This is a genomic window from Donghicola tyrosinivorans (genome assembly GCF_003003355.1).
GTDB lineage: Bacteria > Pseudomonadota > Alphaproteobacteria > Rhodobacterales > Rhodobacteraceae > Donghicola > Donghicola tyrosinivorans.
Genome location: NZ_PVTQ01000004.1, coordinates 80,432 through 97,988, shown reverse-complemented (window position 1 = coordinate 97,988; position 17,557 = coordinate 80,432). Strand labels below are relative to the sequence as shown.

Genomic DNA, 17,557 nt, shown 5'->3' with positions numbered 1-17,557 from the left:
GTTCGGTCTAGTCTAACCGAACCGACGGCGCGGATGTAACCTCTTCAATCGAGAACCCCGCGCTATGCAGTGCCTGATCGGCGCCGATTGCGATTACGACAATTGCCAGAAAGGCCAGAAACATTGTTTTCATCTGATCACTGTCCTTTCTTTATTCAGCCGGATGATGATCATGGGCGGGTTTGCCGGTGACCTCTTCGTACCACAGACCGTGGTGCTCTTTGGCCCATTGCTCATCCACCTGCCCGCTACCAATCGCATCGAAGGCGCCTTCCATGCCAACGGTCCCGATGTAGATATGGCCAATGATCATCGCCATAAAGACAAAGGCGATGATCGTGTGCCACGCCTGTGCCAGCTGCATTTCGGTGTGCGGTTGAAGCGAGGTGGGCAACTCGCCAAAGCCCAGCATTTGCGGCAGACCCAGATCGTTCAGATGGGCAAAGGTTGCGGCGAACATCGGCAGTTCGAACGGGAACAGCAGCGACAGTCCCGAGACCGAGATCGAAATCCCCAGCACCACAACGCCCCAGAAGATCACTTTCTGACCCGCGTTGAACTTTTTTGCAGGCGGGTGGACGTTCTTGCTGAACAGGCCCCCTGCCACGGCGAACCACTTGAGATCGTGCTTGTTGGGGATGTTGTGCGCGATCCAGAAGACGATCACCATCACCAGCCCCAGCATGAACGCCCACGAAACGTTGTTATGCACCCATTTTCCAGCGATGGCTGCGGGGGCAAAAGCCTCATGCCCGATCAACGGGATCAGGAAGAAACGTCCGAACAGCTGGACCAGCCCCGTCACAGCCAGCAGCATGAAGCTACCCGCCAGAAGCCAATGAGCAAAACGCTCGATCGAGGGGAAGCGTTCAATTGTCCGGCCTGATTTCTCGCCATCGATGCGGATTCGGCCACGGAACAGAAAAAACAGCAGCAGCACGCCGATGGTCCCCAGCAGCAGATAGCCACCATAGTCCTTCATCGGCCCTTTGCGAAACTCTAGCCACGCCATGCCCGTGTCCTGAATGACCACTTGCGTGACATCGCCCGTACCATCGGGTCCTTTGGCCGAAACGCGCAGATCCCCCAATTGGTCCAACTCACCATAGCGGTAAGCCCGCCAGAGTTCGGAATCCGATACACCGCCCAGTGTCCCGAGCGAGCCGTTCTCACCCGCCACATTCGCCGGATCGCCGATGTTGTCGCTGCGGAAGCTATCATCCACCTTCAGCCCGTCCTGACGGCGAAGGATATCCTCAAGGGTCTGCGCCCCGCCTGTGGACGTGCGGTCCACTGCGGGCGCCTCTTGCGCCCATGCGCCCTGCCCCGCCCCGATGGACAGAACCAGCGCTAAAATCATGCCGAGAAGTTTGACGGTCAGCCGCGTCATTTCTGAATGCCCCCGATTTCAGAAGGGATACCCGCGACCGTGGCCGCGGGCGTCTGTTGGGTCAAAGGGTGCGCCGCATAGGGCAGCGCACCTTGGGTTCCGGATTACTGGACGCCCGCTTTCTGATCGTAAGCTGTGCCCCAACCCCAAGCGCCGGAACCGAAGCCGCGGGCCACCACACGTTCGCGGTAGATCGCGGAAACGATGTCTCCGTCACCGGCCAGCAGCGCCTTGGTCGAGCACATTTCGGCACAGATCGGCAGCTTGCCTTCGGCGATACGGTTGCGACCGTACTTCTGGAACTCTTCCAGCGAGTTGTCGGCCTCGGGACCACCGGCGCAGAAGGTACACTTGTCCATCTTGCCACGGCTGCCAAAGTTGCCCGCTTGCGGATACTGCGGCGCGCCGAAGGGACACGCATAGAAGCAGTAACCACAGCCGATGCACAGGTCCTTGGAGTGCAGCACCACACCTTCATCGGTCTGGTAGAAGCAATCAGTCGGACAGACGGCCATACAAGGCGCGTCCGAGCAGTGCATACAGGCGACCGAGATCGAACGCTCACCCGGTTTGCCGTCGTTGATGGTGATCACGCGGCGGCGATTGATGCCCCACGGAACCTCATGCTCGTTCTTACAAGCGGTGACGCAGGCATTGCATTCGATGCAGCGCTCGGCGTCGCAGAGGAATTTTGCTCGTGCCATGTCTGATCTCCTTAGGCTGCGCTAATCTTGCAGAGGGTGGCTTTGGTTTCCTGCATCAAGGTCACCGAGTCGTAGCCGTAGGTCTGTGCCGTGTTGGTGGATTCACCCAGCACATACGGATCGGCCCCTTCGGGATACTTGGAACGCAGGTCTTCGCCCTGGAAGTGACCGCCGAAGTGGAAGGGCATGAAGGCCACGCCATTGCCTACCCGTTCGGTCACCATTGCCTTGACCTTGACCTTGCCGCCTTCCGGACCTTCGACCCAGACCATGGACCCGTCGCGCACACCAAGGTTGTTGGCGTCACGGGGGTTGATCTCGACGAACATCTCTTGCTGCAGTTCGGCCAGCCACGGGTTCGAGCGTGTCTCGTCCCCGCCACCTTCATATTCGACCAGTCGGCCCGAGGTCAGAATGATCGGATAATCATTGCTGAAGTCCTTGGACTGGATCGACGCATAAAGGGTCGGCAGACGGTACAGTTTCCGGTCCTCATAGGTCGGATAATCCGCAACCAGATCGCGACGGTTGGTGTACAGCGGCTCGCGGTGCAGCGGGACGGGGTCCGGGAAGGTCCAGACCACGCAGCGTGCCTTCGCGTTGCCGTATGGCGCACAGCCATGTTCGATCGCCACACGCTGGATGCCGCCCGACAGGTCGGTCTTCCAGTTGGTCTTCTCGGCAGCGATGCCCATGATGGTGTCACGCTCTTCTGCGGTCAGATCGCCATCCCAGCCCAGATCCATCAGCATCTGCATGGTGAATTCGGGATAACCGTCCTGAATTTCCGACCCCAAGGTGTAGGTGCCTTCGGCCAGCAGGTTCTCGCCATTACGCTCGACACCGTAGCGGGCGCGGAACGGCATACCGCCATCCTTCACATGCTTGGAGATGTCATAGAGGTTGGGCGAGCCCGGGTGCTTCATCTCGGGCGTACCCCAGCAGGGCCACGGCAGACCGTAGTAGTCACCATCACAAGGCCCGCCGTTTGCACGCAGGGTGGTCTTGTCGAAGGTGTGCTGGTTTTGCATGTGCAGCTTGATGCGCTCGGGGCTTTGACCGGTATAACCGACCGTCCACATACCGCGGTTGATTTCGCGCAGGATGCTTTCGATGTTCGGGGTTTCCGCATCGTCCATCTCGTAGTTGCGGAACAGGCGGTCGGCAAAGCCGAACTTGTTCGCAAACTTGGCGATGATGACGTGATCGGGCTTCGACTCGAACAGCGGATCGACAACCTGTTCACGCCACTGGATCGAGCGGTTCGACGCGGTGACCGAGCCGGTGGTCTCGAACTGGGTGGTGGCGGGCAGCAGGTACACGCCATCGGTGCGATCGTGCAGAACAGCCGAGACAGTGGGGAACGGATCGATCACGACCAGCATGTCGAGCTTTTCCATCGCCGTCTTCATCTCGGTCATACGGGTCTGCGAGTTGGGCGCGTGGCCCCACAGAACCATCGCACGCACGTTATCGGGCTGATCGATGTTTTCCTTGTCTTCAAGAACACCGTCGATCCAGCGCGACACCGGAATGCCCGAGAAGTTCATCAGGTTGATGTCCTTACCGTCGGCGTCCTTGCTTTGCTGGAAGCGGCCTTTCAGCCATTCGACGTCTTCACCCCAAACGCGGCTCCAGTGAGCCCACGCGCCGTCGGTCAGGCCGTAGTAGCCCGGTAGATCGTGCGAGAGAACGCCAAGGTCGGTCGCGCCCTGCACGTTGTCGTGGCCGCGGAAGATGTTGGTGCCGCCGCCCGAGGTGCCCATGTTGCCAAGGGCCAGCTGCAGGATGCAGTAGGCGCGGGTGTTGTTGTTACCGTTGGTGTGCTGGGTACCACCCATACACCAGATCACGGTGCCGGGACGGTTATTGGCCAGCGTGCGCGCAACGCGCTCCATCTGGGTGCCGGGAACGCCGGTCACACGCTCGACCTCGGCGGGGTTCCACTTGGCAACCTCGTCCTTGATCTGGTCCATGCCCCAAACGCGGCTGCGAATGAACTCTTTGTCTTCCCAACCGTTTTCGAAGATGTGCCACAGCAGACCCCAGATCAGCGCCACGTCCGAGCCGGGACGGAAGCGGACATATTCGTCTGCGTGGGCCGCCGTACGGGTGAAACGCGGATCGCAGACGATCAGCGGTGCGTTGTTCTCTTCCTTGGCCTTCAGCACGTGCAGCAGCGACACGGGGTGTGCCTCGGCAGGGTTGCCGCCGATGATGAAGATCGCCTTGGAGTTATGGATGTCGTTGTAGCTGTTGGTCATGGCGCCGTAGCCCCATGTGTTCGCAACGCCCGCCACAGTGGTCGAGTGGCAGATACGTGCCTGATGGTCCACGTTGTTCGTGCCCCAATAGGCGGCGAACTTGCGGAACAGGTACGCCTGTTCGTTGTTATGCTTTGCCGAACCCAGCCAGTAGACGCTGTCGGGGCCGCTTTCTTCGCGGATCGAGAGCATCTTGTCGCCGATCTCGTTAATGGCGTCTTCCCAGCTGATGCGGGTCCATTCGCCATTCACTTTCTTCATCGGGTACTTCAGGCGGCGTTCACCATGGGCATGCTCGCGGACTGCGGCGCCCTTGGCGCAGTGTGCGCCCAGGTTGAACGGGCTGTCATAGCCGGGCTCCTGCCCGATCCAGACGCCGTTATCCACCTCTGCCACGACGGTACAGCCGACAGAGCAATGGGTGCAGACGGTTTTCTTGGTATCAACAGCGCGGGCCACGGCCTCTTGCGCGTTGGCGCGGGTGACAGTACCGCCGGTCACGCCCAGCGCAGCAAGGCCGCCCACTGCCAGACCCGATCCGCGCAGGAATGCACGACGGTCTACGGTTTTCTCTGCCACTGCGGACAGAAGGGGTGTGCGATGCGAACGCTGCGCGACCCCGTTAGTCTTTTTCCTTAGCATTTTTCCCTCCCTAGCGTGTCGCGGGTTGGCCCGCTTGACTTGCTTGGTCCGTTAAAAATTGGTGGCCGCTCAGAAACGAGCGGATGCGTAATAGGCGCGGGTCTGCGCGGTATCTTTCATGCCCTCTTTCTGAAGACCGGCCTCTGCGGCTTCGGCCTCGGACGTACCGGCGGCGACGGCCACAACGGCGGCCGGCGCGCTGGTCGCGGCCAGCTTCAGAAAGTCGCGGCGACTGCTGGTTTCGCTTTTCGGCGTCTTAGACATACTCGCTGTCCTCCTCTTGGCGGCACCTCTGCCGCGCTTGATCTGGAACCACGGCCCCCCGCGGCCCGTGGCACTGGCTTTGCCCGTTAGTTTCCGCCCAAACGGAAAGCTTCGCGCTCGATCTCCATGAAGTGGCGTCCGATCGTGCCAACCGGCACGAAGAACACCGATGTCTTTGCCCCCTCAAGATCGGCAAAGAAATGTCCCGCCCACGGAGAGATGTGGCGAGAGAAAAACGTCTGCTGCTGGCTCAGGCTGGCCGGTTCGCCAAAGCGCCCGTCGATCAGGCCCGCCATCATCTCCATCAGGCTGGCGATGTTGTCTTCGGGCTCATAAACGTTCGGTGCGCGCTTGATGCTGTATTCGGCCATGTCGCGGCGCAGCTGCGCCAGCGGCTTTTCGTTCAAAAAGCCGGTCATGTAATAACTGGCGTAAGGCAGTAATTCACCGCGGCCCATACCGATGAAAAGGTTGTTGAACTCACGCTCTGCGGTGGGCGCGGTGGTCTTGCCTGCCAGTTTCGACAGAAGGCCGATCGCCTCACCCAAAAGGGTCGCATCGCCGGTCAGCTTGGCGCACTGGCGCAGCAGACCGTCCAAGGGCGGCGCGGCCAGCAGCGCGGCAAGGAAGTCATAGAGTTCCACACGCATCCGGTCTTCGGCGGAAATCTCGGTCTTGAGAGCAGCTTCGGTCATTCGGATCCTCAGTGGCTATCTGCAAAAGAAAAGCGCATGTGGCGCGGTTGGATCATGGCGGGCGCGTCGTCCTCGGCCATGTCCTCGGAATGGGTGGTGCGAGCGGGCATCGCCGCTTGGGCCGCCTCAACCGGAGCCTCTTCGAGAGGTGCCGCATCGATCAGGACTTCGGGCGCGGCGTCATCAGTGGACACTTCAGCACCGCCCTCTTTCGCCTCAGCCGCCTTGGCCAGCGCCTCGACATGGGCCAACAGGCCTTTGCCCACCTGATAGGTGGTGTTCAGCACGTTGGGCACGGTGGCAGCGTTGGTGTAATCCTCGCCGTGGTCCACCAGACCATCAAGGTTCGCCAGTACCGGATTGCTGCGCCACAGGGTACGCAACGCGCGGCGGCGCAGACGCTCGGGAACCGCATTTTTCATAAAGGCGCTGAAATCGTCGCCCTGAACCAGCGTGTCGGGATCGGGCAGGCCCAGTTCTGCCAGAAGTTCTTCGTCGGTCTTTTCGGCCTCAACCTTGGCACGCTCGGCTGCAGCCTCTGCCTCGGCACGCTGCTGCACCGCCAGCGCCTCGGCTTCTTCCTCGGCGCGGACGGCGGCCTTGCGGCGCGACCAGAAGGATTGGCGCATCTCGGTCATTGGTTGTTTTCCCGAATGCTGCGCGGCGCACGGAAGACATCGGCGGTCTGGCGAATACGCGCATCACCCTTGCCGTCTTCGTGCAGGTCCACACGCTTCTTGTCGCGCTTGCGCTTCACGAAAGCTTCTTCCACGTGATGGGCTTCGACAAACTCATGCACCCAGCGGATCAAGGTCAGAGGCATCGGGACCAGCTCGACAAGGTTCGAGCCGCTTTCCGCATAGCCCTGCCCCTCATAGGCGTTCGCGGTGACCATCTTGATGTTGTAGGGCATGTCCGTAGGCGCGTCAGCCTCTTGGTCCAGCACCACATAGAGGCTGGGAGTGCGCGACATTAGCGTCACGCGGTAACCGTCGGTGTCGCTGGAATGCAGTTCAAGCGTCACGGTGCCTGCGTGGTATTCCACCGCCTCACCTTCGCGGCGCAGCTCGCGCCAATCGGCGGGACCGGCACCGGGCAACAGAGCAACCGCACGCCATGACCATTTCGCCCACCGGGTCACCCCGGGGGTGCGCCGGATCACAACGCCCATCGGCATGGTGTCGCGTACAACGGTCATGAATGTGCATTCTCCCTGTTTGGTGCACTTGGGTACACCGTTACTCCAGATGTGACGTGGCACGCCCAGAGGGCCAACAAAAATCGACGGGATTCGCGTCATTTCCAAAACTTGCCGCAGCGCGACGGACAAAATGTCCACTTCCATGAATCGGGCGGATTTTTTGGCGGGACGAATTGTCCAGAACCGCAATTCCACCTTTTTTTGTCAGCCATTTTCCCATTGTTTTTGCGCCGAATCGCTCCAATTCCGGGTTTACGGGTGCGCCTGTTTCGTGCCTAGCTGCCGAACGCGCGGGACCGTGCAACGGCCCAGATGGCCGTCACGTGGGGAGGACGAAATGGCTAAGCAACTGATTTTGTGCGATTGTTCTGGATCACAACAGATTGATGCGGACGGGCTATCCAAGGCCACGGGGCTGGTCTGCTCCAAAGTACATAGCGCACTGTGCACATCGCAGATCGGCGCGGCAGCACAAGCGATTGAAGCCGGTGACGCGGTGATTGCCTGTCAGCAAGAGGCCCAAAGATTCGAAGAACTGGCAGCCGAGTTGTCAGCGGACGCGCCCCTTTTCGTCGATATCCGCGACCGCGCGGGTTGGAGCGACGGAGCCGACGCCACCGCAAAAATGTCAGCCCTGATATCCGAAAGCCTACTGCCCGCACCTGCTGTCAAAACCATCGACGTGACTTCTCAAGGAGCCTGTCTGGTGATCGGGAAAGGTGCGGTAGCATTGCCGGTGGCCGATACTCTGGCCGATACTCTGGCGGTCACCGTCCTGCTGACCGACGATGCCGAGCCCCCCCTGACCCGCGCCTATGAGGTCGTGCGTGGCACCCTGCGCCGCGCCTCTGGCACCATGGGACATTTCTCGGTCCGGATCGACGCGCTGCAAATGCTGGAACCGGCGGGACGCGGTGGCTTTACCTTCAGCGCCCCCCGTGACGGAGCCGAGACCCAGTGCGATGTGATCGTCGACCTTTCCGGTCAGACCAGCCTGTTCCCTGCGCCGCACAAGCGCGATGGCTACCTGCGTGCTGATCCGGGCAGCCAGCCTGCCGTGGCCGAGGTGATCCGCCAAGCCAGCGAGTTGATCGGCACCTTTGAAAAGACCCTCTACCTGTCGCTCGAGACCCACCTCTGCGCCCATTCCCGCGCGGGTCAAACCGGCTGTACCCGCTGTCTGGACATCTGCCCCACTGGTGCGATCCTGACCGCAGGCGATCATGTGGACATCGATCCGTTGGTCTGCGCAGGCTGCGGCGCGTGTTCGGCGCTGTGCCCGTCTGGTGCGATCAAATATGACGCGCCGCCCTTCCAGCACATCCTGACCCGCCTGCGCACTTTGGCGGAAACCTACGCCAAGGCAGGCGGTACTGCCCCACGCCTTCTGGTGCATGATGACACCCACGGGGCAGAGATGATCAGCCTTGCAGCCCGCTTTGATCGCGGCCTGCCTGCGGACGTTATTCCCTTTGGTGTCAGCGCCTTGACCGGCTTTGGTCATGCAGAAATTCTGGCCGCTCTGACCTTTGGCTTTGCCAGTGTCCAGATCCTGCCCGGCCCCAAGACCGAGCGTGATCCGGTGCAGCGCGAATTGGATCTGGCCAACGCTATGGGGGCCGATGGACGTGCAAGCATGCTGGACGTGGACACCCCCGACGGGATGAGCGCCGCGCTTTGTGGCGCCACGGCGCAGCCTGTGACCGTGACGCCAAAGCTGCTGATGGGGGATCGCCGTCAGGTGGCCCGCGTGGCTGCCAAGGCATTGATCAGAAACGAAGACATGCGCCCCCTGCCCGCAGGCGCACCCTATGGTGCGACGGTGGTGAACACCGACACCTGCACCCTGTGCCTAAGCTGCGTGTCGCTGTGCCCCTCGGGCGCATTGGTGGACAACCCCGATAAGCCGGAACTGCGTTTCCAAGAGGATGCCTGCCTGCAATGCGGCATCTGCACCACCATCTGCCCCGAGCAGGCCATCACTCTAGAGCCGCGCTTCAACCCCACAGATGAGGCGATGAAGCTTCAGACCCTGAACGAGGAAGAGCCCTTCTGCTGCATCGAATGCAGCAAGCCCTTCGGCGTCAAATCCACGGTCGAGAAGATCATGGAAAAGCTGGCAGGCAAGCACGCCATGTTCCAAGAGGGCGGCGCGGGTCGTCTGATCCAGATGTGCGACGACTGCCGCGTCAAAGCCCAATTCCACGGCACCTCAAGTCCATTCCAGATGGGCGAGCGTCCGCAGGTGCGCACCACCGACGACTACCTTAGCAAGCGACGGGATCACTGATGCTGGATCTCTGCCCCCAGATCAGCGGGGGCCACGCTTTGCACATAGGCCAGAAGGTTATCGACCTCGTCCAGCGTCAGCAGGACGGGGGGGATTGTGGGCGGGCGCGACACGTCAAAGGGCGCACTGATGCCATCCACCTGCAAAAAGGCCGGATGGGGGTTCAGGGCGTAAAAGGACACGAACCGCGCCGCCCAATCGGGCAGCGCCCGCATCGCCATGAACGACGGGGTCGAGCCGATACTGCTGCGATCCTCGGGGCTGACTTTGTGACAGCGGGTGCAGTGAGTCTCGGCCACAAGGCGGCCTGCGGGAATGTCCCCTTCGAAATAGTCCTCTTCCACGACCTCTTCGATGACCACAGGGCCATAGGGATCGCCGGTTTCGGGGGCAAAGGTGCTGATGGTGTTTTGCCCTACCTCGGACAGCAGCCAGTCGCGGAAGCGCATGGCAGCATCACTGTCAGTCAGCAGATCAACCCCGTAAACCACATCGCCCCGCTGCGCGAAGGGCGCGCCCTGCCCCGCGGCCAAGGACAAATCCGCAGCCATTTCAGGGTCAAAGCGTCGTCCGGTCTTGAGGGCGAAGCGCGGCAAGATATAGTCCAGCAGACCCGAGGTGCTCAGCCCCTCGTCAAACGACATGCCGAAGGTGCGTGGCACCTCCTCGGCGGCAACCGGAGAAGCCATGACCGCGACCAGCGCGATCTGTCGCAAAAGTTCAGTGATCCGTCCCATACCCATCACGGTAGGGCCGGTGTGCGCGGGCGGTCAACGCGAAACCCACATACAGGAGACCACCCATGGATGACGAACTGAACATGTCCGTCCGCAAATTTCTCAAGCAGGTCGGCGTGACCTCGCAGAAGGCGATCGAAGACGCCCTGCGGGCCGAAGGGGTGGATCCGGCCAAAGCCCGTCAGGTCAAGATGGTCCTGACCATCGACGATCTGGGCGTCGAACATGTTGTCACCGGCGAGATCAAAGGATCGCAAGAATGAGCGTAAGCCGCGAAGACGTCCTGAACGCCCTGAAGACCATTGCGGACCCCGTGTCCGGCAAGGATATGGTCGAGGCCGGCTTGGTCCGCGCCCTGAACGTGGAAGAAGGCAGCGCCCGCTTTGTGATGGAGATCGACCCCGCCAAGGCGCAGGTGCTGGAACCCGTGCGGGCCGCCGCCGAAGCCAAGCTGAAAGAGATGGGAATCGACAAGGTCTCGGTCGCGATGACCGCACATGCAGCGGCGCCCAAGGCCCCCGATCTGAAAGGCGCGGCAAAGCCCAAACCCCAAGGCCCCCAATCGGTGCCCGGTGTGGCGCGGATCATCGCTGTGGCCTCGGGCAAAGGCGGCGTGGGCAAGTCCACCGTTTCGGCCAACCTTGCCACCGCGCTGGCCGCGGAAGGGCGCAAAGTCGGTCTGCTGGATGCGGACGTTTACGGTCCGTCGCAACCGCGGATGCTTGGGGTCTCGGGCCGTCCGGCCTCACCCGATGGCAAGACCATCCTGCCCCTGCGCAACCACGGCGTCACACTGATGTCGCTGGGTCTGATGACCCAAGAGGACGAAGCCGTTGTCTGGCGTGGTCCCATGTTGATGGGCGCACTGCAGCAGATGCTGTTTCAGGTGCAATGGGGCGCGCTGGACGTGCTGATCGTGGATCTTCCGCCGGGCACCGGCGACGTGCAAATGACGCTGGCCCAGAAGACCCACCTGAACGGCGCCATCGTGGTTTCGACCCCGCAGGACGTGGCTCTGCTGGACGCCCGCAAGGGCATCGACATGTTCAACAAGCTGAACGTGCCGATCTATGGCCTGATCGAGAATATGAGCACTCACATCTGCTCTAACTGCGGCCATGAAGAGCATATCTTCGGCCACGGCGGCGTCGCGAAAGAGGCGCAGAAAATGGGCGTTCCCCTGATGGGCGAAATCCCCCTGCATCTGGACATCCGCACCGCAGCCGATGGCGGCGCACCGATTGTGGTCTCGGCTCCGAATTCGCCGCAAGCGCAGGTGTTCCGCGACATCGCGAAAAAGCTGATTGCGGACGGTCAGGCATGATCACCCTCAGCCCGCAATTCCCGCCGCTGATCAAAGGCTTGGCAGCTGGTCCTGCCAATCCTCTGACCATCGCAATGACCGAGGCCGAGAAGGGCACCGACGCGGGGTTGCTGGTCTGGTCCATCAACGACCAGCGCCTGCGTGCGGCGCTGGTTCTGGCCCCTGAAGAGCCTTTGTCCCGCGCCACGGCAGGCTATATCGCCTGCAGCGTGGGGCTGCAGAACGCCCTTGGGGTACAGGCCCCGCCGGAAACGGCGGTACATCTGGAATGGGCAGGCGGCGTGCGCCTGAACGGCGCCCATGCCGGTGCCCTGCATCTTTACGCCAGCACCGCCAACTCGGACGAAATTCCTGCGTGGATGATCGTCTCGGTCGAACTGTCGATCAGCCTGCCCGATTCCGTTGTAGTCGAGCCCGGTCAAACACCGGATTGGACCGCGCTAGATCAGGAAGGCTGCGGCGACGTTAACGCGGTCGAACTGCTGGAAGCATGGGCGCGCCACACGCTGGTATGGATCAACGAATTGGACGAACCCAACGGCCGCGCCACCCTTTACCGTGAATGGAAAGGACTGGTGTGGAAACTGGGCGAACAGACCTCGGCCCATTTGCCCGGTGAACGGGTTGCGGGCACCTTCCTTGGGGTCGACGAGAATTTTGGCATGCTGATGAAGCTGGACGATGGCAAAAGCCGCCTAATCCCCCTCACAGCGCTGGTAGAAAGGGCCTAAGACATGCTTCTGGCACGAGCGATCCACTTCGATGAGAGCGACCGCAATGTCTTTCATTCCCCTGCGCGGACCGGCGAATGGTGCATCAGCGGCGGCTTCGAGTTCTCGAACTGGACCGAGGCCGACCTGACCGGCAAGGCCCGTCAGGCCTTTTCCAACGGCTGGCTGGGAATCGAAACCTTTGGCCGCGTGACCTTTGTTGCCGTCACCCAGATCGAAGTCCCCGAGTTCGAGCAACTGGCCCGCGATCTGGCCCAACATTTCGTCACCGTCTATGGCGCACCGTCGGTCGAGGCCGCCCTGCCCGTCGCAATTGAAGAGCTGACCCACATGTCGGAACTCTGCGAAGAACACGCGCCAAACACCGTCCTCACCATAATGCGCGAATTGACCGAGGCAGGCGTGCGTGAACAGTATCGCTTTATCGAAGCCAATGATGCGGCGCTGGATCAATTCGCGATTCATAGCATTCCCGAAGAATAAAGCCCGTTTGGCGGCATCGGTTGTTTACATACTGGAAACCAAGGTGCTAAATTCGCCTTAAAGTTGATATTTTCTAGTTTGTTTTTGCGTGTGAGTAAACATGTCTACTTTTCTGATGCTGCTGTTCGCAGCGATGGGCGGGGGTATTCTTGCCTCGATCGATTTCGACGTTCTGGGCAAGCTGAATGACTTGCGTGATGAATGGAACGGCGATGATGACGACGACGACGAGACCGCCGCCAGCGATCTTCTGGACGATTTGACATCGGATGACGATGAAACCGATGAAGACTCGACTGTTGATGAAGAAGACGAAGATCTGGACAGCAGTGAGCAGAACAACACCGACATCGACAGCTTCTAACGGAACTTTCTGAATGACCGTCACGATCATCGTTCCGTTTTACGATGAAACGGCCTTTCTGCGCTCGGCCCTGCGGTCGATCCGAAGTCAACCACAAGTAGACGCACAGATCATCGTCGTGAATGACAACCCCGAGCGGTTCTCGGCCGCCGAGGTCGAGGATTTGTGCGCGGGATTCGACGTCACGATTCTGCATCATGCTTCGAATCAGGGGCTGTCTGCAGCGCGCAACACCGGCATGGCGCAGGCCACCGGCACGCTGATCGGCTTTCTTGATTCGGACGATTACTACACGGATGGCGGGCTTGCGCAGCAGGTCCGCTACGCGAATGAGACCGGCGCCGATGTCACCCATGCCTGCTGCCTTCTGGGACTGGAAGGCCAGCAGCGCCACAGCGTGTTGCATCGCGATGCCTTGCTGCACACGGAACAGCGGGTTCTGGACGGGCCTTTGACCGCCGAAGAGGCGCAGTTCATTGTCTCTAGCTGGTCCAGCCTCTATCGCGCTGATTTCTTGCGGGAAAACGGCCTGCAATTCGACACCGAACAGCGCAAATTTGAAGATCGCCTGTTTGTGCTGCAAGCCGTCACGGCGGCCAAGCGTGTGGCCTTTCTGGGCCAGCCGGTGCGGGTCTGGCGGCGGCGCGCGAACTCGATCTCGACCTCGAAGACAACGCCCGAGATCCACACCCTTCAGGTTCAGCTGCTGGAAAAATGTCTGGACCACATGCGGGCCGCCGATCTGCCGCCGCGCTTTTACAAGCGCGAGCTGTTCAACTGTGTGGCGCGGATCATCTGGGACATGGACATCATCCCCATTCTGGCCAGCACCGATCATGCGCCCTATCCGGAACTTGGCCGCCGCATCCAGTATCTGCTGGGGGATGACAGTTTTGGCCACCAGATTTTCGAAGACCCGATGGTCAGCCTGACGTCGCGGGTGGGCTTGCCCTCTCGCAGGGGCAAGATCTCGCGCACCACCTTTTTTGCCTTGCATAAGGCCCTGCGTGACGGCGACTTTGCCGAAGCCCATACCCTGATGCAGCAGGTTCAGGAAGACAGCAGCGATCCCCTGCCCGCGCCTGTCCGCCATCAAGGCCGGACGCTGATCCTGCATCTGGGCATGCACAAAACCGGCAGCACCTTTATCCAGCACCACCTGCTGCACCATCGCAAAGCCCTGCTTGGCACCGGCATTCTGGTGCCTCAGACGGGGTTTGAAATGACTTCTCCCGGCGCGACCCGTGACGGGGCGATCTCGGGCCATCAGGGACTGCTGCGGGCCTTACGCAAGAATGACGATGCGGTTTTTGACGCCCTGCACGCTGAAATTTCTGGAACCACAGCAAAGACGGTCCTGATCAGCGCCGAGAACATGCTGTTCCCCACAGCCGAGGATCGGGACACCCTGATCCAACGCCTGCTGCGCCGATTGGGCCAGTTCGACAGCACCGAGGTGATCGCCCTTGTCCGTCGCCCCGATACCTACCTTGAGCGGTTCCATGCGGAATGGGTCACCACCGGCCACCCCGCAGGCAGCCAAAGCCTTCCCGAATTTCTGGTCCAGCATCAGGCCGGCCTTCTGGACCTTGAGGCTCTGTTTGCCCCGTTCGAGGCCGCGACTGGCGCCCAAGTGGTACTGGGGGACTTTGACCTGCTTCGGGTGCAAGGCGCGGTCTGGCGCGGCTTCTGCCATCTGGCAGGCCTACCGCCCCTGCAAACGATCGAGGCCCCGCGCTATCCCACCCCATCGCGTGAGGCGGTGCAGGCCTGTCTGCTGGTGAACCGCATGATGCGCAGCAGCGACAGACGGCGCGCCGTGCTGCGCACGCTGATCGCCACGGCACCGGACAGCACCCGCCATAGCCTGATGTCGCCAGCGCAGCGGGTGCAGATCCTGAACAGCTTTCGTGAAACTTCGGGCCTCTTCGCAGCCCTACGCGGCTATGCGCCCGATTGGGACGGGCAGAAAATGCGGATCGAACGGGCCGAGTGGCAACCGTGGTCCGGCGTGAGCGCCGACATGCATGCTGCCGTGATCGATGCAGTCGCCCAATGCGAAACGCCGATGATGGAGAAACACGCAGCGGCGCCCCTTCAGCCCGCAATTTCTGCGGCAACCGCCAAAGCCAACGAAAAAGCCCCCCGACCCCAAGAGGCCGAAGGGCTGACGATCCGGATCAGACCGAAACCGTGGGTGCGCAAACTGATTGCTCGGATTGCGCGGTCGCGGCTTATTGCTCGGCGTTAAAGACGAACAGGGTCTGGCCGTCAATGGTGTAGCCGTTGATCAGCTCTTTCGCGGTATCGCTGACCAGCCAGTCTTCCAGCTGCATGGCCAGATCGTTGCGCACATGGGGGTGCTTTTCGGGGTTCACGGGCAGGAAGGCGTATTGGTTGAACAGAACCGGATCGCCTTCAAACACGATCCCCAGATCGCCCTTGTTCGCGAACTTCAGCCAGCTGGCGCGGTCCGACATGATGTAGGCGTTCATGCCCGACGCGGTATTCAGCGCCGCACCCATGCCTTGGCCCACTGCGCGGTACCAATCGCCCGCAGGCTCAACCCCAGCCGCTTGCCACAGACGTAGTTCCATTTTGTGCGTGCCGCTGTCATCACCGCGGCTGACGAAAGGCGCCTCTTGCGATGCAATCGCCTGCAACGCGCCGGTGGCCGCCTCTGCCGCGCCTGCCTTTGCGGGGTCTTCCTTGGGGCCGATGAACACGAAATCATTATACATGATCTCGCGGCGATGGGTGCCGTTGCCAGCCGCCAGCCACTTTTCTTCGGCGGCTTTCGAGTGGACCAGAACCGCGTCCACATCGCCCGCTTCACCCAGTGCCAGCGCCTGACCAGTCCCAACGATCAGAAGCTGCACGTTGATGCCCGTATCTTCGGCCACTTTGGGCAGCAGCACTTCGGCCAGACCCGAGTTTGCAAAGGATGTGGTCACCGCCATCTTCAGGTCTTCGGCCATTGCCGCTGTAGAAATGACAGCGGCGACCGCTCCTAGAAGCAAAGTTTTGAAGTTCATAAAAGGATCTCCCCCTTCAAAAACGCACGTCCCGCTTCTGTACGCGGGGTGCTAAAAAATTCGCGGCCCTCGGTCTGCTCGACCAATTGGCCTTTGTGTAGAAACAGGACGCTGTCCGCCAACCGGCGGGCCTGCCCCTGATCATGGGTGGACATCAGAATGCGGGTGCCGCCAGCGCGGACCCGATTCAGAATTTCTTCGATCTCGATGATGGCGTGGCCGTCCAGATTGGCGCAGGGCTCGTCCAGAAACAGAATGCGCGGGGCGCGTACCAAGGCGCGGGCCAAGGCCATCTTTTGCTTTTCGCCGCCCGACAGCAGGAAGACCGGCTGGTCCAGATTGACCCGCAGTTGGACCTCATCGGCGGCTGCGCGGGCAGCCTCGCGTGCTTGCACGGCGCTTTGGCCGTCCAAGCGCAAAGGATAAGCGATGCAATCCAGAACCGAGCGGCGCATCAGCACCGGCTGCTGGAACACAAACCCCTGCGCCCGACCATCCGCGTCCTGAGGATCATGCCATTCGATCCGGCCATCGTTTAGCCGTTCAATCCCGTGGATGGCACGTAACAGAGTGGTCTTGCCCGCCCCGTTCGGCCCCATCAGGATCGTCAGCCCGCTGCCGTTCAAGGCAAAGCTGACCGGACCCAACAGGGTCTTGCCCCGTCTGCGGACAGTCACATCGGTCAGTGTCAGCCAATGCGCCCCTACCATCTTGCGCCCCTTTCGGTCCGGCTGAGGAAGTGCAGCGCAAGGTTCACCGCAATCGCCAAGCCGATTAGGACAAAGCCCAAGGCCAGCGCCATCTCAAACTCGCCCTTGCCGGTTTCCAGCGCGATGGCAGTGGTCAGAACGCGGGTCGCGTGGTCAATATTGCCGCCGACAATCATGATCGCGCCCACCTCGCCAATCGCGCGGCCGAAGCCTGCCAGCGAGGCAGTCATTAGCGCCCGCCGACCATCCCAAAGCAAGGTCCGGATACGCTGCCACCGCGTCGCCTGAAGCGAGATCAGCAGGTCATGATAATCGGCCCAAAGCTCGCGTATCGCTTGATGGGCGACCGAGGCGATGATCGGGGTGATAATCACCACCTGCGCAATCACCATAACGGTGGGTGTGAACAGCAGCCCCAAAACCCCAAGCGGACCCGAGCGGGAAAAAATCACATAGACCATGAGGCCCACCACCACCGGCGGCAGACCCATCAGCGCGTTCAGCAGCGCAATCACCAAGCGCCGCGCCGGAAAGCGGTTCACCGCCAGCCACGCCCCCAACGGCAGGCCGATGGCAGAGGCCACAATCGTGGCTCCAAGGCTGACGCGCAGGGACAGGCTGGTGATCTCGACCAGATCGGAATCAAGCTGCACGATCAGTTGTGCTGCCTGCCAAAGTCCCTCACCGATCGAATTCATACCCGCCTACGTGTTCTTAATGTCG

General features: G+C 61.2%; 19 protein-coding genes. 7 read left to right on the top strand and 12 right to left on the bottom strand.

What is annotated here, in order from left to right:
* Positions 1-7: 7 nt before the first annotated feature.
* The 8 genes from CLV74_RS23365 to CLV74_RS07370 all read right to left on the bottom strand — a co-directional run bounded on the left by CLV74_RS23365 (position 8) and on the right by CLV74_RS07370 (position 7,157).
* Complete coding sequence (locus CLV74_RS23365) at positions 8-133, bottom strand: hypothetical protein (protein ID WP_281260647.1); 126 nt, start codon at positions 131-133, stop codon at positions 8-10.
* 18 nt (positions 134-151) lie between these two features.
* Positions 152-1,390 carry a formate dehydrogenase subunit gamma gene (locus CLV74_RS07400; protein ID WP_106263601.1) on the bottom strand — a complete coding sequence of 413 codons (1,239 nt, stop codon included), beginning with the start codon at positions 1,388-1,390 and terminating at the stop codon, positions 152-154.
* Between the two features lie 104 nt (positions 1,391-1,494).
* On the bottom strand, positions 1,495-2,094 hold the full coding sequence (gene fdh3B / locus CLV74_RS07395; RefSeq protein ID WP_106263600.1) for a formate dehydrogenase FDH3 subunit beta: 600 nt from the start codon (positions 2,092-2,094) through the stop codon (positions 1,495-1,497).
* An 11-nt stretch (positions 2,095-2,105) separates the two neighbouring features.
* Positions 2,106-5,000 carry a formate dehydrogenase subunit alpha gene (locus tag CLV74_RS07390; RefSeq protein ID WP_106263599.1) on the bottom strand — a complete coding sequence of 965 codons (2,895 nt, stop codon included), beginning with the start codon at positions 4,998-5,000 and terminating at the stop codon, positions 2,106-2,108.
* 69 nt (positions 5,001-5,069) lie between these two features.
* Entirely contained in the window at positions 5,070-5,264 is a 195-nt protein-coding gene (locus CLV74_RS07385) for a ubiquinol-cytochrome c reductase iron-sulfur subunit N-terminal domain-containing protein (RefSeq protein ID WP_106263598.1), read from the bottom strand.
* A gap of 86 nt (positions 5,265-5,350) precedes the next feature.
* A complete protein-coding gene (locus CLV74_RS07380; RefSeq protein ID WP_106263597.1) occupies positions 5,351-5,959 on the bottom strand; it encodes a TorD/DmsD family molecular chaperone in 609 nt (202 codons plus the stop codon).
* Between the two features lie 8 nt (positions 5,960-5,967).
* Complete coding sequence (locus tag CLV74_RS07375; RefSeq protein ID WP_106263596.1) at positions 5,968-6,597, bottom strand: DUF3306 domain-containing protein; 630 nt, start codon at positions 6,595-6,597, stop codon at positions 5,968-5,970.
* Positions 6,594-7,157 carry a DUF3305 domain-containing protein gene (locus CLV74_RS07370; RefSeq protein ID WP_245888484.1) on the bottom strand — a complete coding sequence of 188 codons (564 nt, stop codon included), beginning with the start codon at positions 7,155-7,157 and terminating at the stop codon, positions 6,594-6,596. The genes CLV74_RS07375 and CLV74_RS07370 overlap by 4 nt, the downstream gene beginning before the upstream one ends.
* A gap of 340 nt (positions 7,158-7,497) precedes the next feature.
* On the opposite strand from CLV74_RS07370, the gene CLV74_RS07365 reads away from it, so the two are divergent.
* Positions 7,498-9,450 (top strand): 4Fe-4S binding protein, encoded by a 1,953-nt coding sequence (locus tag CLV74_RS07365; RefSeq protein WP_106263595.1) that lies wholly within the window; start codon positions 7,498-7,500, stop codon positions 9,448-9,450.
* On the opposite strand, the gene CLV74_RS07360 is transcribed toward CLV74_RS07365, so the two are convergent.
* Positions 9,444-10,187: a cytochrome c family protein gene (locus tag CLV74_RS07360; RefSeq protein ID WP_146134914.1), complete on the bottom strand. Its 744-nt coding sequence runs from the start codon at positions 10,185-10,187 to the stop codon at positions 9,444-9,446. The two genes, CLV74_RS07365 and CLV74_RS07360, sit on opposite strands and share 7 nt — an antisense overlap.
* 65 nt (positions 10,188-10,252) lie before the next feature.
* Between CLV74_RS07360 and CLV74_RS07355 the strand changes: the two genes are divergently transcribed.
* The 6 genes from CLV74_RS07355 to CLV74_RS07330 all read left to right on the top strand — a co-directional run bounded on the left by CLV74_RS07355 (position 10,253) and on the right by CLV74_RS07330 (position 15,340).
* Entirely contained in the window at positions 10,253-10,450 is a 198-nt protein-coding gene (locus tag CLV74_RS07355; RefSeq protein ID WP_106263593.1) for a DUF6494 family protein, read from the top strand.
* Entirely contained in the window at positions 10,447-11,511 is a 1,065-nt protein-coding gene (gene apbC, locus CLV74_RS07350; protein ID WP_106263592.1) for an iron-sulfur cluster carrier protein ApbC, read from the top strand. The genes CLV74_RS07355 and apbC overlap by 4 nt, the downstream gene beginning before the upstream one ends.
* Positions 11,508-12,242, top strand: a complete 735-nt coding sequence (locus tag CLV74_RS07345; RefSeq protein ID WP_211299020.1) for a biotin/lipoate--protein ligase family protein — start codon at positions 11,508-11,510, stop codon at positions 12,240-12,242. The genes apbC and CLV74_RS07345 overlap by 4 nt, the downstream gene beginning before the upstream one ends.
* 3 nt (positions 12,243-12,245) lie before the next feature.
* Positions 12,246-12,725: a DUF6505 family protein gene (locus tag CLV74_RS07340; RefSeq protein ID WP_106263591.1), complete on the top strand. Its 480-nt coding sequence runs from the start codon at positions 12,246-12,248 to the stop codon at positions 12,723-12,725.
* Positions 12,726-12,825: 100 nt separating this feature from the next.
* A complete protein-coding gene (locus CLV74_RS07335; RefSeq protein ID WP_106263590.1) occupies positions 12,826-13,089 on the top strand; it encodes a hypothetical protein in 264 nt (87 codons plus the stop codon).
* Positions 13,090-13,102: 13 nt separating this feature from the next.
* Entirely contained in the window at positions 13,103-15,340 is a 2,238-nt protein-coding gene (locus CLV74_RS07330) for a glycosyltransferase family 2 protein (RefSeq protein ID WP_106263589.1), read from the top strand.
* On the opposite strand, the gene CLV74_RS07325 is transcribed toward CLV74_RS07330, so the two are convergent.
* Genes CLV74_RS07325 through CLV74_RS07315 form a run of 3 tightly spaced genes read right to left on the bottom strand, consistent with a single transcriptional unit; the run spans position 15,324 to position 17,532 of the window.
* Positions 15,324-16,124, bottom strand: a complete 801-nt coding sequence (locus tag CLV74_RS07325; protein WP_106263588.1) for an ABC transporter substrate-binding protein — start codon at positions 16,122-16,124, stop codon at positions 15,324-15,326. The two genes, CLV74_RS07330 and CLV74_RS07325, sit on opposite strands and share 17 nt — an antisense overlap.
* Positions 16,121-16,834 (bottom strand): ABC transporter ATP-binding protein, encoded by a 714-nt coding sequence (locus CLV74_RS07320; RefSeq protein WP_106263587.1) that lies wholly within the window; start codon positions 16,832-16,834, stop codon positions 16,121-16,123. The genes CLV74_RS07325 and CLV74_RS07320 overlap by 4 nt, the downstream gene beginning before the upstream one ends.
* The gene (locus CLV74_RS07315; protein WP_106263586.1) at positions 16,828-17,532 is read right to left on the bottom strand and encodes an ABC transporter permease; all 705 of its coding nucleotides are present in this window, start codon (positions 17,530-17,532) and stop codon (positions 16,828-16,830) included. The genes CLV74_RS07320 and CLV74_RS07315 overlap by 7 nt, the downstream gene beginning before the upstream one ends.
* Positions 17,533-17,557: the final 25 nt, after the last annotated feature.